The following is a 24,544-nucleotide window of genomic DNA, read 5'->3' as shown; positions in this document are numbered from 1 at the left end:
TCAGATGTCGATGATGTAGTGGGTGGTGTCGTTCGGGTTGGCCTCCAGATCACAGACCGCCGCCGTATCCAGTGGCTGCTGTTGTTCGAAGGTCTCCAGCACGTTCCACTTGCTCTCGACCACCTCGGCGAGGAATGTGTTGCGCGTGACGTGATGTGTCTTTGGGTCCACCACGACGGTGCCGCTCGGCCCCTCGAAGGAGAGCCCGGTTTCAAGCGCTTCGATCACGGCCATGCGGTCGACCGACCCTGCCTTCTTGACGCCTTCCGCCCAGAGGTGAACGCCCTCATAGCTCGCCGCCGCCAGCTCGCTGACATAAGGCGTCTGCGCGCCGTGACGCTCCTTGATCGCACTAACAAAGGCCTGGCTCGCCGGTGTCTGCAACTCTTCGAAATAGCCGTAGCTGCCCAGCACCCCCCGGCTCTCCGCATCTTCCAGCGTCGCCGGTTCGTTCACAAGGCCGAAGGTCGTGGAGGCGATCGGGATCTCGTCTTTCAGTCCGGCGGCGGCCCACTGGCGGTAAAACGCTGTGTGGTTGCCGCCGACCATTGCTGACAAAAGCAGGTCCGGCTCTGCCGCCTGAATGCGCGAGATCGACGGGCCGAAGTTCGTGACATCCAGTGGGAAGAAATCGGTCGACAGCACCTCGCCGCCATTGTCTTCCACATACTTCCGCATCCACTTGGCGGTGATCTGACCATAGTTGTAGTCGGCGGCGATGATGTAGGCCTTCTTGCCCCAGAGGTTCATCGCGTATGGCACGAGTTTCTCGACCGTCTGCGCGGGCGTCGTGCCGGTGTTGAACGTGTTGCGGTCGCAGACACCACCTTCGTAGAGCGTGTTGTAGAAATAGAGCGTGCGGAACCGGCTGAAGATCGGGCGGATCGCCTCGCGCGACGCCGACGTAATGCCGCCGTGGATCACGTCAACCTTGTCGCGCACCGCCAGTTGCTGCGCGAATTGAGAATAGAGCTGAATGTTGGATTGCGTGTCATAGTTAATCAATTCGACCTCACGCCCCAAGAGCCCGCCCGCGGCATTGATCTCCTCGACCGCCAGCATGATGGCATAGACCATGGGCTCGCCGGTTGCCGCCAAAGGTCCGGCAAGGTCATGCAGGCTGCCGAGCTTGATCGGTCCGTCGTCGGCCCGCGCCACGCTGCCAATGAGCGCGGGGGCGGCCAGTGCGACCCCACCAGCGGCTGAATTCCGGATAAATTTACGACGAGAGAGTGTCATCTATGGTTCCCTTCTGTTGGTCAGTGTCTCTTTGTCTGCTGAGACTGTTCTGTGATCGATCGTCCGCCTTGCGCCGGGAGCAGACCCATGGGTGCAGGGCGTGTTCAGCGGCGGCGTCACTCCGCCATCGTCTTTTCAAATGAAAGGTGTTCCACGGCGGCGGCTGCGCGGTAGAGCGTGGTCTCCTCCAGCTTGCGCCCGACAAACATGGCGCCGATGGGCCGCCCGTCGTCGGTGGTGCCTGCCGGGACCGAAATGCTGGGGTGTCCTGTCGCGCAGGAGGGTGAGGTGTTTGGGATCATCGCAAAGGCGCGCTCGACAATCGTCTCACGGCTGGCATCCGGACCCGGCAGCGGCGTCGCAGCCATCGGCGTCGTGGGCATCAGCAGCACATCAAACTTGCCGAGCATCTCATCATAGGCCGCGGTCAACAGCCGATTGAGGTTTTGTGCCTTGCCGTAGTACCGTCCCTTGTACCGCGAGGACATGTAATGCCCCATCAGCAGGCCCAGTTTCAGCGTCTCCGACATCTCATTGGCGCGGGCTTTCCAATTGGACTGTGCATCCAGTAGACTTTCCAGGAACACGCCTTTCATGTTCGTCCCGTAGGCGTTCTGCCGCATCATCAACTCGGTCGCGCCCTCAAGGAAGATCGGCGTCCAGATGGCGGCACCCGCCGCGTGCAACGGCATCGAAACCTCTTCAACGTTGGCGCCCTTTGCCGCAAGCCGGTCGGCCACCTCGCGAATGCGGGCATCCACCTCGGCCTCGCCGCCGGGATGTCCGAAACCTTCGGACACCACGCCGATCTTGAGACCGCGCGGTGCATGCGTGACCCCGTCGGAATAGGCCTGGCTCGGCGCGCCCGACTGGCGTGGATCGAGCCCGTCCGGGCCCGCCATCACCTCCAGCATCAGTGCGTTGTCGGCCACCGTCCGCGTGATCGGCCCGGCATGATCCACCGTCAACTCGACGGGAAAAATCCCCGTATAGGGCACCAGCCCATGGGTCGGTTTCAGGCCCACAACGCCGCAGAATGATGCGGGGATACGGATCGACCCGCCCTGATCGCCGCCCGTCGCCATGTCCACAATGCCCGCCGCCACCAGAGCCGCCGACCCGGAGGAGGATCCGCCAGCATTGTGGCCGGGTACCACCGGGTTTTCCACCGGGCCGCTGGCAGACGTATGGCTACCGCCAGAGGCGCAGTAGTATTCGCAAACCGCTTTGCCGTGGATGTCGGCCCCCGCATCGAGCAGGCGGGTGACAATGGTGGCATCGGTTTCCGGCACATAACCCTGAAGGATGGTGGAGCCATTCTCCATCGTGACGCCGGCGACGTTCACGTTGTCCTTGATGGCCACAGTCTTGCCGGAGAGCTTGCCGGACGGCGCTCCCTTGATCTCCGTCTTGACCACCCAGGCGTTGTAGGGATTGTCGGCGGGGTCCGGTCGGACCCCCGGGGACCGATCGTAAATGACCTCCGGAAGCGGGCTTTCCATGTCGTCCACAAGATCATAGGCGTCAAAAAGCCCACCCATAAGGCCCAGAAAAGAGGCACCGCCCTCCGCGCTGAGCGTGAGGCCCAATTCGGCCCCTGCGGCGCGAACCTCCGCGGCATCCGGACGATCAATCATCCCAAAATCCCCATCTCTCTTGCGCCGCCCAGACGTACGTCTATGGCGGGTCAGTCTGTTTTCGCCGCACGCAACCAGCGAAGATGTCGTCATTAAAACTCTGATATAACTAGGTAAAATGAAGCGATCGCGTCTTGCCGCGCAACACTGCCTCATGCACTCCCAATCTCCGGCATCAACCAATAAATGAAATTAGTTGAATTGGAAACTTATTTTTGGTTAACCTTTGAAAACCGCAACGGCAACAGAGTGCGACACCAAAAATCGTCGTTTTTCGGGCCCGCGTGAAGAAGTGCCCGGTTTTTAATCAGTGACCCCTCAGGTTCCGACACAGCTTGACCCGCCTCGGGATGGGCCCGGGTGCGCGACGATCTGTCAGCAGAAAGCGCCTCGGCAGACCGACCGCATGGAAAGGAGACGACACGATGCCTCATGATCACCCTCATCCGCACAACAAGCCGTTGTCGGATGTAGAGTTACGCGTGAAAGCGCTGGAATCCATCCTGACGGAGAAGGAGCTGATCGATCCCGAAGCCATTGATCTCATCGTCGAGACCTATGAGACGAAGATCGGCCCGCGCAATGGTGCCCGCGTTGTCGCCAAGGCATGGAGCGATCCGGCTTATAAGGAGCGTCTGTTGAGCGATGCCACCGCTGCGATCAGCGAGCTTGGCTTCTCCGGTGTGCAGGGCGAAGACATGGTGGTGGTCGAAAACACCGAAGAGGTGCACAACATCGTCGTCTGCACGCTCTGCTCCTGCTATCCGTGGCCGACGCTTGGTCTGCCGCCCGTGTGGTACAAAGCAGCGCCCTATCGCGCGAAGGTGGTCAAAGACCCGCGCGGCGTGCTGGAAGAGTTCGGTGTCAGTCTCTCTGAGGAAACCGAAATCCGCGTCTGGGACAGCAACGCCGAGCTGCGGTATCTGGTGCTGCCGAAACGACCTGACGGCACGGATGGGATGACCGAAGAGCAACTCGCCGAGATCGTGACCCGCGACGCAATGATCGGCACCGATGTGCTGACAGCGCAGTAACCCCCGCACCTCGGCAGAAAGGATAACCCGATGAATGGCATACATGATCTGGGGGGCATGGACGGGATGGGCCCGATCAACCCGGCGGAGAACGAACTCGTCTTCAAGGACGATTGGGAACGGCGGATGTTCGGCCTTTTTGTGTCCTGCTTTGCAGGGGGACACTACAACGTGGACGAATTCCGGCACGCCATCGAGCGTATGGGCCCGGCGCACTACCTCGAGACGAGCTACTATGAACACTGGCTCTCCTCGCTCGAGACACTGCTGACCGAGAAGGGTGTCGTCACGCAGGACGAGCTGGACGCACGCAAGAAGCACATCGCGATGGAGGACGTCTGATGCCGACATTGACCCCTGATGTCGTACCGGGCCTGATCGCCACTGGCGCATCCGCCCGGCTGGACGAGGATGTGGCTCCCAAGTTCAGCGTCGGCGACATGGTGGAGATGAAGAACATCAACCCGGTGACGCACACCCGACTGCCGCGTTACGTGCGGGGCAAGAAAGGGATCGTAGAGCGGGATCACGGCGTTTTCGCCTTCCCCGATACCGGCGCGCATGGGCTCGGGCACAAGGCGCAGCATGTCTATTCGGTGAAATTCTCGTTCCGCGAGCTGTGGGGCGAGGATCATGCGGAGAACATGTATCTCTACATCGACATGTTCGACGACTACATGAGGCCCGCGCCATGACCGATCAGATTAGAGGCTCCGACCTCAAACGCACGCCGCACCTGCCGCATGATGAGGGGGGGCCTGTATTCAACGCACCGTGGGAGGCAAAGGCCTTCGCCATGACGCTGGATTTGCACAAGCGCGGTGTTTTCGGGTGGTCGGAGTGGTGCGAGACGCTCTCCGAGCAGATCAAAAAAGCCCAAGCCGCCGGAGACCCGGACCTGGGCGATACCTACTACAAACACTGGCTCAGCGCGTTGGAGCGGATCATGACCGCGAAAAAGGTCACCGATGCCCAAACTCTGCTGGCCGCCAAGGAGGACTGGCGCGCCGCCGATGAACATCGCGGGTTTGGCGAAGCTCCAGTGCTGGTCAAGGGGGCGGCCCGCTCGGGAACCTAGCCCGCATGATTTCGGCCTTGGGTCTGTGTCTCCGCCCATGATCTGACGCGGCGCTCTTCGCCCGGCGCGTCCTCCAGGCCCGGGGCGTCAGATCAGCGTATCGAGCGCTTCCCGCAGCAGTTTTGCCTTTTCGGACCCGATCGTTTCAATGATCCGATCATTCTGCTCCTCGACATGCAGCACGATCTTGTCGGACAGGCTGATCCCCAGATCCGTCAGCGCCAGTTGAACACGGCGTTGGTCCTCCGGTGACAATTGCCGCTGGACCAGCCCGTCCGCCACCATTCTGTCCACCAGCTTGGTCAGCGTCGGCGGGTTCATCAAAACAACTTCTGCCAACTCACGCATTGTGATACCTTCGGAGGCACGCAGCGACTGCAACACGCGCCATGTCTCCACCTGCACGTTCAGCGCCTTGAGCTTCTGGCTCAACTCGACGTGAAGCTTCCGATGCGCTGCGGCGAGTGCATAAGAAATGTACGAATCCACTGTTTTTTGAGGCTTTGACATCCGGCGACCCAGTGTTCGATGGTTACTTAGTTGACCTTGCAAACCCCGAGTACCACCGTCTTTAAGGCAAAACTAGCAAAGAAAACTGATCGATGGCGTCGACGCACATACATCTCTGGAGAAGTGGCGATATGGCCTCATTTCCATATGAGAACGCGGATGTCCGTCCTCGCGGGAAGGCACATCGACCCTATCGTGTGGCGCTGCTGATCCCGATGTGCGGCGCGGCAGGCATGTGGGCGCCATCCTGCATCGCGAGCGCCGAGGTGGCGCTGCAAGAACTCAACGCAGGGGAAGGTATAGCCGGTCGGCAGCTCGAGGTCGTGGTCATCGATGCTGCGCTCGAGGCGGAAACGCCGGTCGAAGACGTCGTCGATGAGCTCATCTCGCAAGGCTGGATCGACGCGATCGTGGGGATGCATATCAGTGTCGTGCGCCAGAAGGTGATCGCGACCGTGCAGGGCCGCGTCCCATTCGTTTACACCCCGCTTTACGAGGGCGGCGAGGCGTCTCCGGGCGTTTTCACAATCGGGGACACGCCCGCCCGGCAACTCGGTCCGGCCATCGGGTACATGAGCGCGCGGTTCAAGTTGAAGAAGTGGGCCCTCATCGGCAATGACTACATCTGGCCACGCGTTTCGCATGCCTACGCCAAGATACAGTTGCGGCGCCAACACAGGGAGCTGGTCTACGAGGCCTATCTGCCGTTCAGTTCCAACCGGCTCGCCGATGCCGTGGATACCATTGGAAAGTCTGGCGCAGACGCGGTTCTGATTTCACTGGTCGGTCAGGACGCGGTGGAGTTCAATCGCATCTTCGGGGCGATGAAACTGGCGCCAAAGATGTTCCGCCTGTCCTGCGCCATAGAGGAGAATGGTCTGCTGGCCAGTGGTGCGCAGAACCTTGACCGGCTCTTTTCTTCAGCTTCCTATTTTGCGGGTCTCGAGACGCCGGGCAACGCGGAGTTTCGTGAGAAATACCATAGCCTGCACCAGGAACGTGCGCCGATGCTGAACGCGCTTGGTCAGTCGACCTATGAGGGGCTGCATTTCCTGGCCAGTCTGGTTGAACAGCCCGAGGGGCGCTGGCCTGCTCGCGAAATGAATCTGCCGCAGCCCATCTCGTACAAGAGCGCGCGGCGCGGACTGTACCTGACCAACGCGCACAACAAATCCCCCGTTTTCCTCGCGCGTGCCAATGGGTTTGTCTTCGACGACCTAAAAAGGCTGTCCTAAGAAGTAACGGAATCTGCCGTCACAGTTTGTCCAATCTCTTGGAGATCCGACAAACTCCTGCGACCTCGAGCAAGTAACCGCCCACCGTCCTCTGCTCTGGCGGAATGTCCCTATGTGCTGGAAGGCCGACAGCTTGCGCCGTCCCGCTTCCAAGCCATTATTCCCAGCAAGTGCTGATGAACGGCACAGTTGTGGTGCCAGAGACGTGCTCCTTGCAACTTCACAAAGTCTAAAAGATTTGGTCGGGCTGAGAGGATTCGAACCTCCGACCCCCTGCTCCCGAAGCAGGTGCGCTACCAGGCTGCGCTACAGCCCGACCGTCTCGCCGCAATAGCGCTATCGTGGCGCCTTGGCAAGCCGCTGCCGCCTGTCTATTTCCAGCGTTTGTCGCGGCGGAGGAAGGGCGAGACGCGCGGTGTCGTGCCGGTTTCCGGTCGCGAGCGGGTGCGCAGCACGGGCTGCTCCGACCCAGGTGCCTTACTCTCACGCAGCACAATGAAAAGGCCACTGGCGATGATGATGGCCGAGCCGATGATGGTGCTGGTGCCCGGCGCCTCGTCGAAAAAGAGGACGCCGTAAAAGGTGGCCCAGAGAATTTGCGAATACTGCATCGGGGCCACGATCACCGCTTCGCCGGCATTGTAGGCGGCGATCAGGAAGCGCCCGGCAGTCCAGGCGAGAATCGCGATGATCCCCAGCTTGCCGAGATCAGCGAGCGGCAGCGGTTCATAGACGAGCGGCAAGAGGGCGGCCATCACGATGAAGTTGGCCATCATCGGGTAGAGCATGATCACGACCGAGCGTTCCTCGCGTCCGATCTTGCGCACGATGATTGACGCGAAAGCGCCGCATATGGCCGAGACAAGCGCGGCGAGGTGGCCGAGTTCGAGCTCGGCCTCGCCGGGGCGCAGTACGATCAGAACCCCGCAGAGGCCGACCGCCACCGCGATCCAGCGGCGCAACTTGACCTGCTCGCCGAGGATCGGGATCGCCAGGATCGTGATCAACAGCGGCGAGGCAAAGAGGATCGCGTAGACCTGCGCCAGTGGCAGGACCGAAAAGGCGTAGAAGGCGCAAAAACCGGTGATCACCGCCGCCACCGTCCGCGCGGCCATCCACCACGGATGCACCGGGATCAGAGTGCCGGGTGTTGCGTCGCGCAAGAGGTACAGCATGGCGAGCGGGAAGCTGAAGAGCACGCTGAAGAAGACGATCTGGACGGGGGAATAGCCACCGCCCAGCACCTTGATGATCACGTCGTGGCTGGCAAAGAGGCCAAAGGCGACAAGCGCCATGAGCGCGGCTTTGAGGTTCGAGTTCATCGGGCGGTCCGCCGCTGTGATGTTATCGGGACAACCGCGACCGGTGTAAGCCGCGGGTCCCTCTGTCGCTCTCTATATTCCGTGCGGGCAGCGGTTTGACAACCGCCAGTTGCTGCCCGCTGGCCGTGTTCTAGAGACTTGCGTCCAGAGCGCTGAGAATTGCATCGCCCATTTCCGTCGTGCTGATCGGCGTGCCGCCGTCCTCGCCCATCAGGTCCGCCGTGCGTGCGCCGTCTGCCAGGACGGTCTCGATGGCCGCTTCCAATCGTGCCGCCTCACCGCCCTGATCGAAGGAGTAGCGCAGCGCCATGGCGAAGCTCAGGATACAGGCGATCGGATTGGCCTTGCCCTGGCCCGCGATATCCGGCGCCGAGCCGTGCACCGGCTCGTAGAGCGCGCGGGGCGGGCCGTTCTCGGTGGGTTTACCGAGGCTCGCCGAGGGCAACATGCCAAGGCTACCCGTCAGCATCGCGGCGCAATCGGACAGGATGTCGCCAAAGAGGTTGTCGGTCAGGATGACGTCGAACTGCTTGGGCGCGCGGACCAGCTGCATCGCGCCGTTGTCGGCGTACATGTGGCTGAGCTCGATATCCGGGTAATCGGTGTCGCGCACCTTCTGCACCACCTCACGCCAGAGGATGCCGCTCTCCATCACGTTGGCCTTCTCCATGGAGCAGACCTTGCCCGAGCGTCGCCGCGCCAGCTCGAAGGCCGAGCGCGCGACGCGGTCGATCTCACCTTCGGTGTAGCGCTGGGTGTTGATGCCGACGCGCTCGTTGCCTTCCTCGAAGATGCCGCGGGGCTCGCCAAAATAGACGCCCGAAGTCAGCTCGCGCACGATCATGATGTCGAGGCCCGCAACCACATCCTTCTTCAGTGAGGAAAAATCGGCGAGCGCGTCGAAACATTGCGCGGGCCGCAGGTTGGAGAAAAGGTCCATCTCCTTGCGCAGGCGCAGCAGGCCGCGCTCGGGCTTTACGCTAAAGTCCAACTCATCGTACTTCGGGCCACCGACGGCGCCCAGGAGAACCGCGTCGACCTCCAGCGCCTTGGCCATCGTGTCGTCATGCAGCGGTGTGCCATGGGCGTCATAGGCGGCGCCGCCGACGAGATCTTCGCTCACGTCGAAGGTCAGGTCGCGCTTTGCGCCGAACCAGCCGATGACCCGCTTGACCTGCTCCATGACCTCCGGGCCGATACCGTCGCCGGCGAGGATGAGAAGGGATGGGTTGGCCATGAAACGTCTCCTTTGAAATCTGTCAGAGGCGGCCTAGCGCGCGGCCCTGTCAGGGTCAAGTTGGCGGCGGAGATTCACTGCGCGGGCTCACTGCAGCATGTACCGGCCTGCGGCGTCCGCGACATGGCCGAGCGGGCGCTGTGCTGCTAGATTCGAGTGGAAGCTGTTCAGGAGAGGCATTGTGGCCGCACGCAGTCAGCGGAAGGTGTTTGTCGGGGTCGGGTTGGGCCTTCTGATCCTGCTCGCCCTGCCTTTCACACTCTGGTCGCTCAGCGCAGCCTTTGCCGTGCAGTTCAGCCCGGACCTGTCGCAGAACCGTTTCTATGAGCCGGGCGCACCCTTCAGCAACCTGGCGATCTTTGCGCATATGGCGCTCGGGGCCGTGCTGATGGTCTTTGTGCCGCTGCAGGTCTGGCCCGGGCTGCGAGAGCGGTTTACAGCCTACCACCGCTGGGCGGGGCGCGTGCTCTGCACCGCGGCGGCTATCACGGGGCTCGCGGGGCTGGCCTACATCGCACTACGCGGCACCATCGGTGGGCTCTGGATGGACATCGGCTTCGCCCTCTATGGAGCGCTGATCGTGCTCAGCGCCGCACAGGCGATCCGATACGCCCGCCTGCGGGCCCTTGATGCGCATCGCCGCTGGGCGCTGCGCCTTCTGGTGCTGACCTTCGGGTCGTGGCTCTACCGTGTGCATTACGGTTTCTGGTACTACTTCACCGATGGTCTGGCCTCGACACCCGCGTTCGATGGCGCCTTCGATCTGGTGCAGAACTTCGCGTTCTACCTGCCGTATCTGCTTCTCCTGGAGCTTTGGTTGCGCCGCCGTCCGCAGATGGCCTAGCGGGTGATATCGACCCAGACGAGCCGGTGGCGGCTGGCCTCAATCACCGTCTGACCCAAAGCGCTCTCCGGGTCCGGCCAGAACACCCCCGCGTCCAGCACCTGCCAGTCGGCCGAGGGCAGCACATAGTCCACGCGGAGGTTGCCCGGAACCGGATCGGTCCAGTCCACCGTGTCGAAGGGGTCGCCCGTTGCCGTCTCGCTGCCGGGGCTGCGCGGCAGCGGGTCCTGCAGGCGTGGATCGTCGAGCAGGCCATTGATGGCCGACTTAATGCCCTCGCCATCGCGCCGGTCCTGATTGATGTCCCCCAGCAGCACGAAGCTCTCAGTTTGCGTCTCGCCGAAATACCCTGCGAGATAATGCTGCCAGAACACGGTTTCATCGTGGTTGCGCTTGCCATTGCGGTCTTCAGGCCCGTCAAAGACTGGCGGGCTGCCCTGGAAGGCCATGATGTTGACGGTGCCAAGGGTCGGCACCTCGATCGGCACCACCCAGTGGTTGGTGGTCGACAGGCGTTGTGCGGCTTGCGCTTCCTCGGACGGGAAGGGGCCCGCCGCCGTTTCGGGCAGCAGCGCATCGGGCAAATCGCGCCATAGAAGGTCGGTGAAGTCCTTCACCGCGCCGATATCGATGGGGTGGCGAGACAGGATGGCCATCCCGCCCTGGCCGGAGAACCGGCCATAGCTCTGTGCGTCGCGCGGCTCGCCCAGCTTGCCGTTGCCGTCCATGTCGAGCCCCGTGGGCATGCCGGTGTTGGGGCGGGCGGAGAAGCTGTAAGCGTAACTGAGCCCGTAGCCTTCCAGCGCTGTGACATAGGCCGCCAGCGCTTCGCCGGTCAGGTCATAGTCGAACCCCTGCAACAGGAGCACATCAGGCTTGGCCTCGGAGATCACGGTCAGCGTCGCGAGCACCTGTGGATCGTCGCCGCCCGCGATATCGCGCAGCAGAAGGCCGGGACCTTTGCGCGACAGTTCGGTGTTGAAGGTCGCGACCCGCAGGCTGTCGGCCCAAGCGCCGCCACTACTCAGGGCGGCGAAAAGGATCGCGAGGATCAGGCGGTCTGGTAGTCGATCTCGGCGGCGTTCTGATAAGCCTGCCGACGCTTTTCTTCGATCATGCTGGCGATCCGGCTCATGGCGACACCGCGCATAATCATGCTGGCGGGGAGAAAGGCCCATGCGGTGATCGTCCAGATAAGTGTTAGCGGGTTCTCTAGTGAAACCGGGTTTACCAGATCAGATGTCGCCTTGACCACCGCCGGAATGATGAAGGGCAGAAGAAACCCCAACGCCACGTTGACGCGGGCGTCACGCTGTAGCCGGTAGAGCACATCCCCACCCGCCGTCGGGTCGAAGAGCGGCAGGTTCACCCAGACATTGAAGGCACCGTTGCGCACCGGCCATCCGCCGATGCGGACCAGCGAGACAAAGGCGATCAGCGCGATCAGCGAGACCAGATAGGCGATCCCGGCAGCCGAACGCACGGCGTTGATCACCTCGGAGGGCGCATCATAGGGCAGCATCAGAACGATCAGCCGCACTGGTGAGTAGGGGAAGTCGATCGAGTTGCCGATAATGATGCCGATTGCCGCGATCCCCTTGCTCATCGAGCTGGGATCGGAACTGCCCCGCGCGATCACGGTGAGCAGTATCACGGTGATCATGAGCGCGATGAACCGCAGCCGGTTGAAGGGCGATGCGTCGCGAAACTCGACGATGCTCGGAGAGTTGGAATTGTATTCAACGAAGGTAAGAAAAGCAGCCAGCAGGGCGGCCAGCATCACCATATGAGACTGGCTTGATGCCACATCCGGTAACAGCAACGCCGGAGTGGCAACCAGCACCGCTATCAGCAGCCCGCGCGTCACAGCGCCTGACATACGTACTATCATCCGTTTACTTCCCTTCAAACTGGCCAGGCGCGATTCTATGCCGCGTCCTTGTTCCAACTTGATGCCACCGGGGCGGTGGTCTGCTGCCTCATTTCTGCCCCATTTGTGACATCATTCGTCTTACGTCCACAAGTGTCATGGTTAACAAGACGCAATCCATTGGGCCTTTTGAGGGAAGAGGTGGTGCCATCTTGCATCAATACTGTGGCAGAAAGCAGGCAGCACGCAACATGTTGTGGGCGCCAAAATAGCGCCCACTAAAATCATGTTAATTCTTTGTCATTGTCGCGGAACGGGCAACCGGTTGAATCGAGCCGTCAGACCCAGGGCCGCGCCTGTTCCGCGGCGGCTTCGAAGGTGTCGATGGCCGGTGCCTTCTCCATCGTGAGCCCGATATCATCGAGCCCGTTCATCAGGCAATGCTTCTTGAAGGCATCGAGCTCGAAGCTGAAGACCTCACCGTCCGAACTGGTCACGGTCTGCGCGTCCAGATCGACGATCATGCGTGCGTTGGAGCCCTTCTCGGCGTCCTTCATCAGCACATCGACCTGCTCTTGCGGCAGTGCGATGGGCAGGATGCCGTTCTTGAAGCAGTTGTTGTAGAAGATGTCGGCAAAGGACGGAGCGATCACGCAGCGGATGCCGAAATCCTTGATCGCCCAGGGCGCATGCTCGCGGGACGAGCCGCAGCCGAAGTTGTCGCCCGCCACGAGGATTTCCGCCTCGCGATAGGCGTCCTTGTTCAGCACGAAATCGGGGATTTCCTGGCCGTCGTCGTCATAGCGCATCTCGTCAAAGAGGTTCACGCCGAGGCCGGAGCGCTTGATCGTTTTCAGGAACTGTTTGGGGATGATCATGTCGGTATCGACGTTGATCAGGGGCATCGGGGCGGCGATGCCGGTGAGGGTGGTGAACTTGTCCATCTTGTCTCTCCTCGCCTTGAAAAAGGCTGTCGGTGGGGCGTCTGTTTTGCGTCGGTATCACGTCGGTATTACGTCGGTGCGAAGCGCACGCCGCATTAACCGGCAGGTAGGGTGGGCTTTCAGGCCACCCCTCCCGTCACATCAGCTCGCGCACGTCTGTCAGCTTGCCGGTGATCGCCGCTGCTGCAGCCATCGCGGGGGACATGAGGTGCGTACGCCCCCCACGGCCCTGACGGCCTTCGAAGTTGCGGTTCGAGGTCGCGGCACAGCGCTCGCCCGGTTGCAGCTGGTCAGGGTTCATCGCCAGACACATGGAACAGCCCGCAAGGCGCCACTCGAAGCCCGCTTCTTTGAAGATGTCGGCCAGACCTTCTTCTTCCGCCTGCGCGCGCACCAGGCCGGACCCCGGGACGACCATCGCCCGCAGCCCGTCCTTCTTCTTCTTGCCCTTCAGGATCGCGGCGGCTGCGCGCAAATCCTCGATGCGGCCATTGGTGCAGGAGCCGATGAAGACCGTGTCGATCTCGACATCCGAGAGCGGGGTGCCGGGTGTCAGCCCCATGTAGTCGAGCGAGCGCTGCGCAGCACCCACCTTGCCGCCTTCGAAGTCGTCGGCGGCAGGCACGGCGGCGGTGATCGGCAGCACATCCTCGGGCGAGGTGCCCCAGGTCACGACCGGCGCGATGTCCTCGCCCTTGATGGTGATGACCTTGTCCCAGGCGGCATCATCGTCGGAGTAGAGCGTCTTCCACCAGTCCATCGCCGCTTCCCACTGCGTGCCCTTCGGCGCATGCGGGCGGCCTTTGCAGTATTCGAATGTCTTCTCGTCGGGTGCGATCAAGCCTGCGCGCGCGCCGCCCTCGATCGCCATGTTGCAGACCGTCATGCGGCCTTCCATGCTGAGATCGCGGATCGCTTCGCCGCAGTATTCGATCACATAGCCGGTGCCGCCCGCGGTGCCGGTGGCCCCGATCACCGAGAGGGTGATGTCCTTGGCGGTCACACCGGGGCGCAGCTTGCCGGTGATTTCGACCTTCATGTTCTTCGATTTCTTCTGGATCAGCGTTTGCGTGGCCAGCACATGCTCGACCTCGGAGGTGCCGATGCCGTGCGCCAGCGCGCCAAAGGCGCCGTGGGTTGCCGTGTGGCTGTCACCGCAGACGACGGTCATGCCCGGCAGGGTCCAGCCTTGCTCCGGCCCGACTATATGCACTATGCCCTGGCGCACGTCGGTGACAGGGTAATAGTGAATGCCGAAATCCTTGGCGTTCTTGTCGAGCGCAGCGACCTGGATGGCGCTGTCCTCGGTCATGTTCGAGGGGTCTTCGCGCCCCGCCGTTGTTGGCACGTTATGGTCTGGCACCGCGATGGTCTTCTCGGGTGCGCGCACCTTGCGACCCGCCATGCGCAGCCCTTCGAACGCCTGCGGCGAGGTCACCTCATGCACGAGGTGACGGTCGATGTAGAGCAGGCAGGTGCCATCGTCGGCTTCATGCGCGACATGGGCATCCCAGATTTTATCATAGAGTGTTTTGGGGGACATGGGTCCTCTCCCGTCATGTGAATGAATTGGATATGGTCTGAGGTCGCGCGCTTATAGTCGCGCCAGCACGGTATGGGTCGCGCCAAAGAAGCGTTCGCGCAGACGCGCGCGGTCATCCATATCGACAATGCGTATCATGGCTCTCCAGATACCGCGCAGAAGGGCGCGCCGCAAGGGTTCGCGGCTTGTGGCGGCCCCGCGACTGTGCCAGTTTTCCTTAAAAAGGAGCCTGCATGGAGACCGAAGAAGAACCTTTTGCCGCCGCCTTGATGTCGGTCGACGAGATTTGGTTCCTGTTCGTCAGCTTCCTGCAGAGCATCGTCACGCCCGGCTGGCGGCAGAATCAGGTGCTGATCGTGCTGGGGCTGGCGGTGCTGTGCTACTTCCTGCACATCCTCTCGGGCCGGGTGATCGAGAACCAGGTGCGCGCGCGCGAGGGGTGGTCCAAGTGGCAGCTGCGCATGATCGTGCAGATCAAGCGGCGCATGGGGCTCATCTGGTTCGCGGTGCTGGCGGGCGGGCTTTACCTCTTCATGCAGCAGGTGACCTGGCCGTCGCGCTCCTATTTCATCGGGTTGGCCGCGACGCTCGCGATTGTCTGGACCAGCATCGCCTATGCCGCACGGCTGGTGCGCAACCGCTTTTTGCGACGGCTGGTCACCTGGGGCTTGTGGATCTACGCCACGCTCTACCTTGTCGGGGTCTCTGACGAGGTCTCGTCCTTCCTGGACGAGATCGCGCTCGATGTGGGGGATTTCCACCTCTCGGTGCTGACGCTGATCTCGGCGGCGGTGGTGATCGGTGTGCTCTTCACCGTCGCGCGGCTGGTCAGTTCCACCACGGCCAGCAGCATCCGCCGCAACGAGGATATCAGCCCCTCGATGCAGGTGCTGGCCGTCAAGGCGGTGCAGATTTTCCTCTACGGCTTTGCCTTCTTCATGGGGGTGAAGGCGGTGGGGATCGACCTCACCGGGCTTGCGGTGCTCTCCGGTGCCATCGGTGTGGGCCTCGGGTTCGGTCTGCAGAAGGTGGTCTCGAACCTCGTCTCGGGCGTCATCATCCTGCTCGACAAATCGATCAAGCCCGGCGATGTGATCTCGCTCGGCGAGACCTTTGGGTGGATCAACGCGCTGGGGGCGCGGTACGTCAGCGTCGTCACGCGGGACGGGCGCGAGTACCTGATCCCCAACGAGGACTTGATCACCGGGCAAGTGGTGAACTGGTCGCATTCCAATGAATTCGTGCGGCTGGATATTTATTTTGGCACCTCCTACGGCTGTGATCCGCACCAGGTGCGCAAGCTGGCCATTGAGGCCGCGGCGGATGTGGACCGGGTTCTGGCGCACCCGAAGCTGCCCGTGTGTCATATCGTGGGCTTCGGCGACAGCTCGGTCGATTACATCCTGCGGTTCTGGATCCGCGACCCGACGGGCGGGCTGACCAACATCCGCGGCAATGTCTATCTGGCGCTTTGGGATGCGTTCAAGGCCAACAACATCTCGATCCCCTTCCCGCAGCGCGAGGTGCGCTTGCTTGAGGATGAGGCGTAAGATCGCTCAGGGTTAACCAAACCTTGCGGAACGCGACGCTGTCATTGAAATGTCGCACCTCAGTTGTTACCCTTTTAAGTACCCCAGCGCCGGGGGTCTGGCGGCGCGACATAAGGAGGACAATGTCCTGTCTATCCACGCTGATGCAGCGGATGCTGCTCAAAACGGGTCTGCGGTCATGGTGACTGCGACCGACACGGCCACAAGCGACATGCTCCTGGCGACCATCCTTTCATCCCTCTCTGACGACAAGGCTGAAGACATCGTGCAGATCGACCTGCGCGGCAAGACCGAGATCGGCGACTATATGGTGATCTGCTCCGGGCGCTCGACCCGTCAGGTGGCCTCGATTTCGGAAAAGCTCGCACAGACGGTCAAGGACGAGTTTGGCCGCACGGCAAAGGTCGAGGGCAAGGAGACGGGCGACTGGGTGCTGATCGACACAGGCGATGTGATCGTGCACGTGTTCCGCCCGGAAGTGCGCGAGTTCTACCAGCTTGAGAAGATGTGGCAGCCGATGGACGGCTCGGAGAGCGCGGCCAACTGATCCTGCCGGATCGGAGGTGCTCTCATGCGTGTGCATATTGTTGCGGTGGGGCGTTTGCGCTCGGGACCGCAGAAGGACTTGATCGACGATTACCTGACGCGGTTTGACCGCACCGGCCGGGGCCTAGGCCTCGGGCCTGCACGTGTCGTTGAGGTGGATGACCGCAAGGGCGGCGGCATGGCCGGGGAGGCGGAACTTATTCGCCGGGCGCTGCCGGAGGGCGCCGTGGTCGTGGCGCTGGACGAGCGCGGGCGCATGGAGAGCTCGCCCGAGTTTGCGCAGCGGATCGCGGGCTGGCGCGATGCCGGGCGCGGCGATCTGGCGCTGGTCATTGGCGGCGCCGACGGGATTGATCCGGGGTTGCGGGCTGAGGCGGATGTTGCGCTGTCCTTCGGGAAGATGGTCTGGCCGCATATGCTGGTCCGGGTGATGCTGGCCGAACAGCTCTACCGCGCGGCGTCGATCCTGGCAGGCGCGCCGTATCATCGGGTGTGACGCGGCAACCCTCTCCGGTGGAGTTCGGGACTAGCTGGAATGGTGGTCCAGAGCCGAGACCGACGCAGCCTGAAAACTGTAGGATGGTCCACCGAGCGGTCACTTCGGCAAACCTCGAAACCCTTTTCGCGACTGGCTCCGCTCGCAAGGAACCACACCGCATCAGTGTTCCATGACAACGACGGATTGATTTGAAACCGCAGCCGTTCGGTGTCTGAACGCGTCGACATATGCCGGGTTGGTGTAGAGGGAAATGAAGGCTGCGAGGCTGGGATACTGTCCAATCGCAACCAGATCCCAGTCTTGGTCTTCCCCAAGCAGACTGCCTGCGAAGGGGGCGACTGCCAGAAACGTCCCGCCTGCGGCCTGCATCGAGGGCACGCTGACATCCGCATAGCGCTGAAACGCGTCGCGCCCCGACGCATGCGGTTCCTCCGGCGCGCCGTAATCTGCCGTGTTGTTGAACTTGAAGAAGTTCACCAGGCTGAAGGGGCGGTCCGGATCTCTCTCCAAGACCCGCCGCCACTGTTCTGGCGTCGGTGCATTCCCGTCGGTGCCATCTCCGTAAGCGTCGACAAGTGTCTTCAACATATCATTGACGTTCATGGTGGTCTCTCATTTAATTACACGTGTCAACAAACAGGTTTCATTACATATGTCAAGAAACATCCGTGGAGAGAAGACAAGGGCAGAGATACTTGACGCGGCATGGGACCTGATTTCCGAGCGGGGCGCGGATGTTTCCGTCTCCAAAATCGCGGCTGCGGTGGGGATCAGCCGGCAAACGATCTATCTGCATTTCGGCACCCGAGGCGGCCTGCTCGTGGCGCTGGTGCGGCGTACAGACGAGAGGTTCGAGATCAAGGAGCAGTTTGACGCCGCTCTCAGCCTACCGGACCCGCGGGACAGATTTGCCATGACCTTGCAGGCCTGGCTGACATTTGTTCCCAAGATTTTCCCTGTGGCCAAGGACCTCATTCGGCTGCGCGAGCGCGACGCCGAGGCTGCAGCAGCTTGGGCCGACCGCATGGAGGAGCTGCAAGCCTGGCTGCTTGAGCTGATGCGGAGCCTGCACAGGGACGAAGCTCTCAAGGATCAATGGACGCCGGAGCGGGCAAGCCAGTTTTTCTGGGCCCAGACGAGCGTTCAGGTCTGGGGGCTGTTGAGGCGGGATTGCGGGTGGAGTGAAGAATGGATTGCCGACAGCCTGCAGAGCGCGCTGGCAGACAGTATCTTACGAGGCACATCTCGCTTGCAGGATGTCTGAGGCAGTCACGGGTGGCAGTGCCGCGATTGCGACCGCTCCGACCCTTCAGTCCGGGAACCCGACTGCCAGCGTCGTCCATTGCCGGGTCATCGACTATCCATCAAGCGCCCTGTCAGCGGGGCAGATTGACCACCCTGGTGTCGGGGTTCCAGCCGCCGGGCAGGTCGCGGGCCTGCACCTGGACCTGCGTGGTGCCCTCCGGGATGCGCACGCCGGAGAGCGAGCGTGTGAACGGCTGTTCCTTCACATGCGGGTGCGCCAATTCGCGGATCGCCAGTTGATTGCCGTCCATATCGAGGATGCGCCAGGCGTCGGCATAGTGGTCCCACCCGGTGTCGGGGTGCGAGATGGTCACGTCGAAGCGCCAGGTGTCGCCGCTCTTGCGGACCTTCACATTGTCGATTTGCGGGGGCTCGGCCACCGCCTGGGTGGCTGCGATCAGCAGTGCTAAAAACGCGTATCTCATTATATGACCAACCAAAAGAAACCCACTGTACCTCCCCCAAGTTAGGAGTTTAACAGAATTTTGCGAGAGGCGGAGGCAAATTCGCGGCGCCAGATGACCACAAGTGTGATGCTGGCGGCCAGCATGAGGGGAATGGGGCCCGCGAGCCACGCGGCAGAGGCGAGCGCGAAATACATCGAGCGCAAGCCGCGGGTGAAGCTGCGCGCGCCGGTGATGTTGATCTGGGCGGCCTGTTCGGCCCGCTTGTAGGCCTTGGGGTCCTCGGGGTCGTTCGGCACGGCGCCCATCAGAACGGCGCAATAGCCAAAGAGGCGGTTGGCCCAGACAAATTTCAGAAAGGCGTTGGTCAGGAACAGCGTCAGCACCATCAGCTTGATTTCCCACACGATGGTCGGGTGATCCATCAGCGTGATCTCGGCGGCGACATTGGCGAGGCGTTCGGCATTGCCGAGCACAGCCAGCGTGCCGCCGATGGCGATGACGGAGGTGGAGGCGAAGAAGGCCGCGCCCTGTCGCAGGGTGTTCAACACCTGGGCGTCGAAGATGCGCGGCTCGCGCGTGACCATCTGGCGCATCCATTCCTGCCGGTAGCCCGCCATGATCCGCGTGGTGGACAGGTGCTTGGCCGACGGGTGCTCGACGCGCCAGCCGATGCCCGCCCAGAAGACGAAAAGGGCTGCCACTGCGATGAAATCGAGCGGCTGGAACAGGGCGAGGCGGTCCACAAGGGTCATGGCGCACGCATGGCAGGTTGGATAAATCTTGCCAATGGGTGAAATTGGTCATATTATTTTACCAAATGGAGGTGTGCCCATGGAAATGCCGATTCCCGACCCTGCTGTTTTGGCCCGCAAGGACCGCGTGGTGGCGCGGCTGAAATCTGTGCTGCCGGAGGATGCGGTGATCCACGAGGACGCCGAGACGCGGGCTTATGAGTGCGATGCGCTGACCGCCTATAAGTGCCCGCCGATGGTGGCGGTGCTGCCGTCGAGCACGCAGGAGGTCTCGGAGGTGCTGCGCATCTGTCATGAGGAGGGCGTACCGGTGGTGCCGCGTGGGTCTGGTACGTCACTGGCGGGGGGCGCGCTGCCCACGGCGGATTGCGTGATCCTCGGTGTGGCGCGAATGAATGATGTGCTGGAGACGAGCTATGCGGATCGGTTTGTACGGGTGCAGAGCGGGCGCACCAATCTGAGCGTGACGGGGGCGGTGGAAGAAGATGGCTTCTTCTATGCGCCGGACCCGTCGAGCCAGCTCGCTTGCGCGATAGCGGGCAATATTGCGATGAATTCGGGCGGGGCGCATTGCCTGAAGTATGGCGTGACGACTAACAATCTGCTCGGCGTGACCCTGGTGATGATGGACGGCGAGGTGGTCGAGCTGGGCGGCGCGCATATGGATGCGGGCGGGCTGGACCTGCTGGGCCTGATTTGCGGCTCGGAAGGGCAGTTGGGGGTCGTGACCGAGGCGACCTTGCGCATTCTGCCGAAACCCGAGGGCGCGCGGCCCGTATTGATGGGGTTCGGCAGCGCCGAAGTGGCGGGCGCCTGTGTCGCGGATATCATCAAGGCCGGCGTGCTGCCGGTGGCCATCGAATTCATGGACCGGATGCTGATCGAGGTCTGCGAGGATTTCGCCAAGGCGGATTATCCGATGTGCGAGGCGCTGCTGATCGTGGAGGTGGAAGGTTCGGAGGATGAGATCAACCATCAGCTCGCGTTGATCACCGAGATTGCGCAGCGGCATGATCCGGTGGCCCTGCGCGAGAGCGCCTCGGCGGAGGAGAGCGCGCGCATCTGGGCGGGGCGGAAGGCGGCGTTTTCGGCCATTGGGCGGATCAGCGATTACATGTGTCTCGACGGGACGATCCCGGTGAGCTCGCTTCCTTATGTGCTGCGGCGGATCGGTGAGATGTCGAAGCAGTATGGGTTGCCGGTGGGCAATGTGTTCCATGCGGGGGACGGCAATATGCACCCGCTGATTTGCTATGACGCGAACAAGCCCGGCGATCTGGAGATTTGCGAAGAATTCGGGGCGGAGGTGCTGAAGCTCTGCGTCGAGGCGGGGGGCTGTCTGACCGGAGAGCATGGCGTGGGTATCGAGAAGCGCGATCTGATGAGCGTGCAATATGCGCCCGCCGATCTGGAGGCGCAGATGGCGGTGAAGGATGTGTTTGATCCCGCGTGGCTGTTGAACCCGGCGAAGGTATTTCCGCTGGAAGTCTCAGAGGCGCGACGGGCGGAGCGGATGGCGGCGGAGTAGGGGGCGCTGCCCCCGTCTCCCTTGCGGGAGCCTCCCCCGGAGTATTTCTGGAAGGATGAAGATGAGTGCACCGACAAGTGAAGCGGCGCTGGCCGATGTGGTGAAATCGGCCACGGGTCCTTTGGCCATTCGGGGCGGGGGGACGAGAGGGGTTGCCGTTGAGGGCGCGGCGCTTTCGGTGGCCGGGCTGTCCGGCATCACGCTTTACGAGCCGGGGGCGCTGACCCTGGTGGCGCAGGCAGGCACGCCGATTGCCGAGATAGAGGCGGCCTTGGCGGCGGAGAACCAACGGCTGGCGTTTGAGCCGATGGATCCACGGGCGCTGCTGGGGACCGAAGGGGAGCCGACGCTGGGCGGTGTGATTGCTGCCAATGTCAGCGGCCCGCGGCGCATTCAGGGCGGGGCCGCGCGGGATTACGCCTTGGGTGTGCGGTTCGTGGATGGCACTGGCACGGTGGTCAAGAACGGCGGGCGGGTGATGAAGAATGTCACCGGCTATGACCTCGTGAAGCTGATGTGCGGCGCCTTCGGGACCTTGGGGGTGCTGACGGAAGTGTCGCTGAAAGTGTTGCCGATGCCCGAGACGCAGGGCACCTTGCTGGTGCGGGGCTTGAGCGATGCCCAGGCGATTGAGGCCATGGCCGTCGCGATGGGCTCGCCCTTCGAGATCACCGGTGCGGCGCATTGCGCGACGATCATGGACGATGGGCCGGTGACCGCGCTGCGGATCGAAGGGTTCGAGACCTCGGTGACCTATCGGCTGGAGCAGCTCAAGAGCCTGCTGGCGCGGTTTGACGCGGAGATGACGGTCGGGGATGCCGCGATGAGCGAGTGGATCTGGCGCAGCGTGCGCGATGCGGAGCTCTTGCGGGATGTGCCCGAGGACATCTGGCGCGTGTCGTGCAAACCGTCCGAGGCGCCCGCGTTGATGGCGCGATCCGGGGCTGTGGGCTGGTACTTTGACTGGGGCGGCGGCCGGATCTGGGTGCGGGTGCCCGAGGGCCAGGATTTGCGCGCAGCTCTTGGCCGGTTTGACGGGCATGCGACGCTGGTGCGCGGGTCAGCCAAGACGCGGGCCGCGCTGCCGATGTTTCAGCCCGAGGCGCCGGGTGTGGCGAGGCTCAGCGCCGGGCTGCGCGCGCGGTTTGATCCGCGGGGCATCCTGAACCGCGGGCTCATGGGCCCCGTGGCGGAGGAGGTGGCCTGATGCAGACGACCTTCACGCCAGAGCAGCTGAAAGACCCAGGCATCGCGCGAAGCAATGAGATTTTGCGGTCCTGCGTGCATTGCGGGTTCTGCACCGCGACTTGCCCGACCTATCAGGTCCTCGGCGATGAGCTCGACAGCCCGCGCGGGCGGATTTACTTGATCAAGGACATGCTGGAGAACGACCGCGACCCGGATGCGAAGACGGTCAAGCATATCGATCGCTGTCTGAGTTGCCTCGCCTGCATGACCACCTGCCCCTCGGGCGTGCATTACATGCATCTGGTCGATCATGCGCGCGAGTACATCGAACAGCGCTACAAGCGGCCCTTTGGCGACCGGGCGCTGCGCTGGATCCTCGCGCGGATCCTGCCTTATCCAATGCGTTTTCGGCTGGCGCTGGTGGGCGCCAAGCTGGGGCGGCCTTTCGCGCGGTTCATGCCGGATGAGCGGCTGCGCGCGATGCTGGAGATGGCGCCGAAGCGCATCCCGCCGGTGAGCCGCAACGACGACCCGCAGAGTTTTGCGCCGCAGGGCAAGGCGGTCAAGCGGGTGGCGCTGATGACCGGCTGTGCGCAGCGGGCGCTGAACACGGATATCAATGATGCGACCATCCGCCTGCTCACGCGTCTGGGCTGCGAGGTGGTGGTGGCCGAAGGCGCGGGCTGTTGCGGCGCACTGACCCATCACATGGGCAAGACCGAAGAGAGCCACGCGACGGCGGCGAAGAACATCCGCGCCTGGGCGGCGGAGATGGATGGTGCGGGGCTCGACGCTATTGTGATCAACACCAGCGGCTGCGGCACGACGGTGAAGGATTATGGCCATATGTTCCGCAATGAGGCGCTGGCTGAAGATGCGGCGCGCGTCTCAGGGATCGCCATGGATGTTTCGGAGCTGCTGATGCAGCTGGACCTGCCGGAAGGGGCGGACAAGGAGATGGTCGTGGCCTATCACGCCGCCTGTTCGCTGCAGCATGGGCAGCAGATCAAGACCTATCCGAAGGACCTCTTGAAGCGCGCGGGGTTCCGGGTTGTGGAGCCCTCCGATCCGCATCTCTGCTGTGGCTCGGCGGGGACCTACAACCTCATGCAGCCGGAGATTTCGAAGAAGCTCAAGGACCGCAAGGTGCGCACGCTGGAGGCAAAATCGCCCGATGTGATCGCGGCGGGCAATATCGGCTGCATGATGCAGATCGGGTCCGGGACCACGGTGCCGATTGTGCATACCGTGGAACTGCTCGACTGGGCCACGGGCGGGCCGCAGCCTTCGGCCCTGCAGGAAGGGGACACCGCGCGATCCGAGGTGCCGATCCTCCGCTAGGAGGGCCGAGACACACTGTTAACAAGATTGCCGTCAATTTGGCGGCACCTGCCCTATTTCTGCCGCATCGCCCCCGTATTTTCCTTCGTATCGAGACGAAGGACATTTTTGTGCGACATTTTATTGGAATTCTTGCCATCGCCGCCGCTTTGGGCGGTGCCGCCGGGGCGGATGACGCCCGGCTGAAAAGCCTGGAGACAGGTACTGATGCGAGCCCCTGGGAGGCCGTGGGGCGTCTGGATATCAATGGCCGTGGCTTTTGCACCGGTGCGCTGATCAGCCCGAACCTGGTGCTGACGGCGGCGCATTGCCTCTACGACAAGGCCTCTGGCGACCGGATCAACCATGAAACGGTGGAGTTTCTGGCCGGGTGGCGCAATGGCCGTGCCTCGGCCTATCGGCAGGTGAAGCGCGCGGTGGTGCACCCCGATTACACCTATGCCGACGAGGTCTCCTCGGCGCGGGTGCGCAATGACATCGCCCTGCTGGAACTGGCGCATCCGATCCGCAACACCACGATCGAGCCGTTTGAGACGGCGCCCCGCCCGCGCAAGGGCGCGCATGTGGGCGTCGTGAGCTATGCGCGGGACCGTGCGGAGGCGCCATCCTTGCAAGAGGTCTGCACGGTGCTGGCCCGGCAGCAGGGTGTGCTGGTCACCTCCTGCGCGGTTGATTTCGGATCGTCCGGCGCGCCGATCTTCACCTTTGCGGAGGGCAAGGCGCAGATCGTCTCGGTGGTGTCGGCCAAGGCCGAGCTGGATGGCAGCAACGTGTCGCTGGGCACCGCCCTTGGCGCACCGTTGCAGTTTCTGCGCGCCGAGTTGCTTGCGGGCAAGGGCGTTTACCAGCATACCGCGCCGATCTCGGCCCGCGTCGGCGTGGGCGAGGGCCGCGCCAGCAGCGGCGCGAAATTCGTGAAACCGCCGAAGTAACCG

General features: G+C 62.7%; 26 protein-coding genes and 1 tRNA gene. 14 read left to right on the top strand and 13 right to left on the bottom strand.

Going from position 1 to position 24,544, the window contains the following annotated elements:
• Both ACVC7O_RS18805 and ACVC7O_RS18800 read right to left on the bottom strand, forming a co-directional pair.
• The gene (locus ACVC7O_RS18805) at positions 1–1,239 is read right to left on the bottom strand and encodes an ABC transporter substrate-binding protein (protein WP_458323647.1); all 1,239 of its coding nucleotides are present in this window, start codon (positions 1,237–1,239) and stop codon (positions 1–3) included.
• A 116-nt stretch (positions 1,240–1,355) separates the two neighbouring features.
• Positions 1,356–2,876, bottom strand: a complete 1,521-nt coding sequence (locus ACVC7O_RS18800; RefSeq protein WP_458323646.1) for an amidase — start codon at positions 2,874–2,876, stop codon at positions 1,356–1,358.
• Between the two features lie 425 nt (positions 2,877–3,301).
• Between ACVC7O_RS18800 and nthA the strand changes: the two genes are divergently transcribed.
• The 4 genes from nthA to ACVC7O_RS18780 are packed head-to-tail and all read left to right on the top strand — an operon-like array spanning position 3,302 to position 4,988.
• Positions 3,302–3,910 carry a nitrile hydratase subunit alpha gene (nthA, locus tag ACVC7O_RS18795; protein ID WP_458323645.1) on the top strand — a complete coding sequence of 203 codons (609 nt, stop codon included), beginning with the start codon at positions 3,302–3,304 and terminating at the stop codon, positions 3,908–3,910.
• A gap of 30 nt (positions 3,911–3,940) precedes the next feature.
• Positions 3,941–4,252, top strand: coding sequence for a hypothetical protein (locus ACVC7O_RS18790; protein WP_458323644.1), 312 nt, complete (start codon positions 3,941–3,943; stop codon positions 4,250–4,252).
• Positions 4,252–4,605 carry an SH3-like domain-containing protein gene (locus tag ACVC7O_RS18785; RefSeq protein WP_458323643.1) on the top strand — a complete coding sequence of 118 codons (354 nt, stop codon included), beginning with the start codon at positions 4,252–4,254 and terminating at the stop codon, positions 4,603–4,605. Before ACVC7O_RS18790 ends, ACVC7O_RS18785 begins: the two co-directional genes overlap by 1 nt.
• Positions 4,602–4,988: a nitrile hydratase accessory protein gene (locus ACVC7O_RS18780; protein WP_458323642.1), complete on the top strand. Its 387-nt coding sequence runs from the start codon at positions 4,602–4,604 to the stop codon at positions 4,986–4,988. Before ACVC7O_RS18785 ends, ACVC7O_RS18780 begins: the two co-directional genes overlap by 4 nt.
• Before the next feature lie 87 nt (positions 4,989–5,075).
• Here the strand turns inward: ACVC7O_RS18780 and ACVC7O_RS18775 are convergent, their stop codons facing one another.
• The gene (locus tag ACVC7O_RS18775) at positions 5,076–5,477 is read right to left on the bottom strand and encodes a MarR family winged helix-turn-helix transcriptional regulator (RefSeq protein ID WP_458323641.1); all 402 of its coding nucleotides are present in this window, start codon (positions 5,475–5,477) and stop codon (positions 5,076–5,078) included.
• Positions 5,478–5,629: 152 nt separating this feature from the next.
• Between ACVC7O_RS18775 and ACVC7O_RS18770 the strand changes: the two genes are divergently transcribed.
• The gene (locus ACVC7O_RS18770; RefSeq protein WP_458323640.1) at positions 5,630–6,733 is read left to right on the top strand and encodes a substrate-binding domain-containing protein; all 1,104 of its coding nucleotides are present in this window, start codon (positions 5,630–5,632) and stop codon (positions 6,731–6,733) included.
• Between the two features lie 239 nt (positions 6,734–6,972).
• Here the strand turns inward: ACVC7O_RS18770 and ACVC7O_RS18765 are convergent.
• The 3 genes from ACVC7O_RS18765 to leuB form a co-directional block, all read right to left on the bottom strand.
• A tRNA-Pro gene (locus ACVC7O_RS18765) sits at positions 6,973–7,049 on the bottom strand.
• A 55-nt stretch (positions 7,050–7,104) separates the two neighbouring features.
• Positions 7,105–8,055: a DMT family transporter gene (locus ACVC7O_RS18760; RefSeq protein ID WP_458323639.1), complete on the bottom strand. Its 951-nt coding sequence runs from the start codon at positions 8,053–8,055 to the stop codon at positions 7,105–7,107.
• A gap of 130 nt (positions 8,056–8,185) precedes the next feature.
• Entirely contained in the window at positions 8,186–9,292 is a 1,107-nt protein-coding gene (leuB, locus tag ACVC7O_RS18755; RefSeq protein ID WP_458323638.1) for a 3-isopropylmalate dehydrogenase, read from the bottom strand.
• A 181-nt stretch (positions 9,293–9,473) separates the two neighbouring features.
• Between leuB and ACVC7O_RS18750 the strand changes: the two genes are divergently transcribed.
• Positions 9,474–10,136 carry a DUF2306 domain-containing protein gene (locus tag ACVC7O_RS18750; RefSeq protein ID WP_458323637.1) on the top strand — a complete coding sequence of 221 codons (663 nt, stop codon included), beginning with the start codon at positions 9,474–9,476 and terminating at the stop codon, positions 10,134–10,136.
• On the opposite strand, the gene ACVC7O_RS18745 is transcribed toward ACVC7O_RS18750, so the two are convergent.
• The 4 genes from ACVC7O_RS18745 to leuC all read right to left on the bottom strand — a co-directional run bounded on the left by ACVC7O_RS18745 (position 10,133) and on the right by leuC (position 14,493).
• The gene (locus ACVC7O_RS18745) at positions 10,133–11,107 is read right to left on the bottom strand and encodes an endonuclease/exonuclease/phosphatase family protein (protein ID WP_458326116.1); all 975 of its coding nucleotides are present in this window, start codon (positions 11,105–11,107) and stop codon (positions 10,133–10,135) included. The genes ACVC7O_RS18750 and ACVC7O_RS18745 overlap by 4 nt on opposite strands.
• Before the next feature lie 80 nt (positions 11,108–11,187).
• Positions 11,188–12,027, bottom strand: coding sequence for a hypothetical protein (locus tag ACVC7O_RS18740; protein ID WP_458323636.1), 840 nt, complete (start codon positions 12,025–12,027; stop codon positions 11,188–11,190).
• Positions 12,028–12,344: 317 nt separating this feature from the next.
• The gene (leuD, locus tag ACVC7O_RS18735; RefSeq protein WP_458323635.1) at positions 12,345–12,950 is read right to left on the bottom strand and encodes a 3-isopropylmalate dehydratase small subunit; all 606 of its coding nucleotides are present in this window, start codon (positions 12,948–12,950) and stop codon (positions 12,345–12,347) included.
• A gap of 136 nt (positions 12,951–13,086) precedes the next feature.
• Positions 13,087–14,493 carry a 3-isopropylmalate dehydratase large subunit gene (gene leuC / locus ACVC7O_RS18730; RefSeq protein WP_458323634.1) on the bottom strand — a complete coding sequence of 469 codons (1,407 nt, stop codon included), beginning with the start codon at positions 14,491–14,493 and terminating at the stop codon, positions 13,087–13,089.
• A gap of 269 nt (positions 14,494–14,762) precedes the next feature.
• Here leuC and ACVC7O_RS18725 point away from each other — a divergent pair, with 269 nt between their 5' ends.
• From ACVC7O_RS18725 to rlmH, 3 genes are all read left to right on the top strand, one after another.
• On the top strand, positions 14,763–16,043 hold the full coding sequence (locus ACVC7O_RS18725) for a mechanosensitive ion channel family protein (RefSeq protein ID WP_458326115.1): 1,281 nt from the start codon (positions 14,763–14,765) through the stop codon (positions 16,041–16,043).
• Positions 16,044–16,221: 178 nt separating this feature from the next.
• On the top strand, positions 16,222–16,590 hold the full coding sequence (rsfS, locus tag ACVC7O_RS18720) for a ribosome silencing factor (protein WP_458323633.1): 369 nt from the start codon (positions 16,222–16,224) through the stop codon (positions 16,588–16,590).
• A 24-nt stretch (positions 16,591–16,614) separates the two neighbouring features.
• Positions 16,615–17,085, top strand: coding sequence for a 23S rRNA (pseudouridine(1915)-N(3))-methyltransferase RlmH (rlmH, locus tag ACVC7O_RS18715; protein WP_458323632.1), 471 nt, complete (start codon positions 16,615–16,617; stop codon positions 17,083–17,085).
• Positions 17,086–17,247: 162 nt separating this feature from the next.
• On the opposite strand, the gene ACVC7O_RS18710 is transcribed toward rlmH, so the two are convergent.
• Complete coding sequence (locus ACVC7O_RS18710) at positions 17,248–17,691, bottom strand: DUF1330 domain-containing protein (protein WP_458323631.1); 444 nt, start codon at positions 17,689–17,691, stop codon at positions 17,248–17,250.
• A gap of 49 nt (positions 17,692–17,740) precedes the next feature.
• Here ACVC7O_RS18710 and ACVC7O_RS18705 point away from each other — a divergent pair, with 49 nt between their 5' ends.
• A complete protein-coding gene (locus tag ACVC7O_RS18705; protein WP_458323630.1) occupies positions 17,741–18,352 on the top strand; it encodes a TetR/AcrR family transcriptional regulator in 612 nt (203 codons plus the stop codon).
• A 112-nt stretch (positions 18,353–18,464) separates the two neighbouring features.
• On the opposite strand, the gene ACVC7O_RS18700 is transcribed toward ACVC7O_RS18705, so the two are convergent.
• On the bottom strand, positions 18,465–18,818 hold the full coding sequence (locus ACVC7O_RS18700) for a hypothetical protein (protein ID WP_458323629.1): 354 nt from the start codon (positions 18,816–18,818) through the stop codon (positions 18,465–18,467).
• Between the two features lie 41 nt (positions 18,819–18,859).
• On the bottom strand, positions 18,860–19,552 hold the full coding sequence (locus ACVC7O_RS18695; protein WP_458323628.1) for a DUF599 domain-containing protein: 693 nt from the start codon (positions 19,550–19,552) through the stop codon (positions 18,860–18,862).
• Positions 19,553–19,631: 79 nt separating this feature from the next.
• Here ACVC7O_RS18695 and ACVC7O_RS18690 point away from each other — a divergent pair, with 79 nt between their 5' ends.
• The 4 genes from ACVC7O_RS18690 (at position 19,632) to ACVC7O_RS18675 (ending at position 24,541) form a co-directional block, all read left to right on the top strand.
• A complete protein-coding gene (locus ACVC7O_RS18690) occupies positions 19,632–21,080 on the top strand; it encodes an FAD-linked oxidase C-terminal domain-containing protein (RefSeq protein WP_458323627.1) in 1,449 nt (482 codons plus the stop codon).
• 61 nt (positions 21,081–21,141) lie between these two features.
• Positions 21,142–22,287 (top strand): FAD-binding protein, encoded by a 1,146-nt coding sequence (locus ACVC7O_RS18685; RefSeq protein ID WP_458323626.1) that lies wholly within the window; start codon positions 21,142–21,144, stop codon positions 22,285–22,287.
• On the top strand, positions 22,287–23,609 hold the full coding sequence (glcF, locus tag ACVC7O_RS18680) for a glycolate oxidase subunit GlcF (protein WP_458323625.1): 1,323 nt from the start codon (positions 22,287–22,289) through the stop codon (positions 23,607–23,609). Before ACVC7O_RS18685 ends, glcF begins: the two co-directional genes overlap by 1 nt.
• A gap of 110 nt (positions 23,610–23,719) precedes the next feature.
• The gene (locus tag ACVC7O_RS18675; protein WP_458323624.1) at positions 23,720–24,541 is read left to right on the top strand and encodes a trypsin-like serine peptidase; all 822 of its coding nucleotides are present in this window, start codon (positions 23,720–23,722) and stop codon (positions 24,539–24,541) included.
• Positions 24,542–24,544 lie beyond the last annotated feature (3 nt).

It is taken from the genome of Roseobacter cerffii (genome assembly GCF_054226325.1).
Note: the sequence above shows the minus strand (reverse complement) of the source record. Positions and strands in the feature narration are given on the sequence as shown.

Bases quoted from the DNA above. Each gene is read 5' to 3' on its own strand.
- ACVC7O_RS18770 (WP_458323640.1), top strand. From the start codon at position 5,630: ATGGCCTCATTTCCATATGAGAACGCGGATGTCCGTCCTCGCGGGAAG.
- ACVC7O_RS18700 (WP_458323629.1), bottom strand. From the start codon at position 18,818: ATGAGATACGCGTTTTTAGCACTGCTGATCGCAGCCACCCAGGCGGTG.
- ACVC7O_RS18760 (WP_458323639.1), bottom strand. From the start codon at position 8,055: ATGAACTCGAACCTCAAAGCCGCGCTCATGGCGCTTGTCGCCTTTGGC.
- ACVC7O_RS18725 (WP_458326115.1), top strand. From the start codon at position 14,763: ATGTCGGTCGACGAGATTTGGTTCCTGTTCGTCAGCTTCCTGCAGAGC.
- rlmH (WP_458323632.1), top strand. From the start codon at position 16,615: ATGCGTGTGCATATTGTTGCGGTGGGGCGTTTGCGCTCGGGACCGCAG.
- ACVC7O_RS18780 (WP_458323642.1), top strand. From the start codon at position 4,602: ATGACCGATCAGATTAGAGGCTCCGACCTCAAACGCACGCCGCACCTG.
- ACVC7O_RS18695 (WP_458323628.1), bottom strand. From the start codon at position 19,552: ATGACCCTTGTGGACCGCCTCGCCCTGTTCCAGCCGCTCGATTTCATC.
- ACVC7O_RS18710 (WP_458323631.1), bottom strand. From the start codon at position 17,691: ATGAACGTCAATGATATGTTGAAGACACTTGTCGACGCTTACGGAGAT.
- ACVC7O_RS18800 (WP_458323646.1), bottom strand. From the start codon at position 2,876: ATGATTGATCGTCCGGATGCCGCGGAGGTTCGCGCCGCAGGGGCCGAA.
- ACVC7O_RS18790 (WP_458323644.1), top strand. From the start codon at position 3,941: ATGAATGGCATACATGATCTGGGGGGCATGGACGGGATGGGCCCGATC.
- leuD (WP_458323635.1), bottom strand. From the start codon at position 12,950: ATGGACAAGTTCACCACCCTCACCGGCATCGCCGCCCCGATGCCCCTG.
- ACVC7O_RS18705 (WP_458323630.1), top strand. From the start codon at position 17,741: ATGTCAAGAAACATCCGTGGAGAGAAGACAAGGGCAGAGATACTTGAC.
- ACVC7O_RS18805 (WP_458323647.1), bottom strand. From the start codon at position 1,239: ATGACACTCTCTCGTCGTAAATTTATCCGGAATTCAGCCGCTGGTGGG.
- nthA (WP_458323645.1), top strand. From the start codon at position 3,302: ATGCCTCATGATCACCCTCATCCGCACAACAAGCCGTTGTCGGATGTA.
- leuB (WP_458323638.1), bottom strand. From the start codon at position 9,292: ATGGCCAACCCATCCCTTCTCATCCTCGCCGGCGACGGTATCGGCCCG.
- rsfS (WP_458323633.1), top strand. From the start codon at position 16,222: ATGGTGACTGCGACCGACACGGCCACAAGCGACATGCTCCTGGCGACC.
- leuC (WP_458323634.1), bottom strand. From the start codon at position 14,493: ATGTCCCCCAAAACACTCTATGATAAAATCTGGGATGCCCATGTCGCG.
- glcF (WP_458323625.1), top strand. From the start codon at position 22,287: ATGCAGACGACCTTCACGCCAGAGCAGCTGAAAGACCCAGGCATCGCG.
- ACVC7O_RS18740 (WP_458323636.1), bottom strand. From the start codon at position 12,027: ATGATAGTACGTATGTCAGGCGCTGTGACGCGCGGGCTGCTGATAGCG.
- ACVC7O_RS18685 (WP_458323626.1), top strand. From the start codon at position 21,142: ATGAGTGCACCGACAAGTGAAGCGGCGCTGGCCGATGTGGTGAAATCG.
- ACVC7O_RS18690 (WP_458323627.1), top strand. From the start codon at position 19,632: ATGGAAATGCCGATTCCCGACCCTGCTGTTTTGGCCCGCAAGGACCGC.
- ACVC7O_RS18785 (WP_458323643.1), top strand. From the start codon at position 4,252: ATGCCGACATTGACCCCTGATGTCGTACCGGGCCTGATCGCCACTGGC.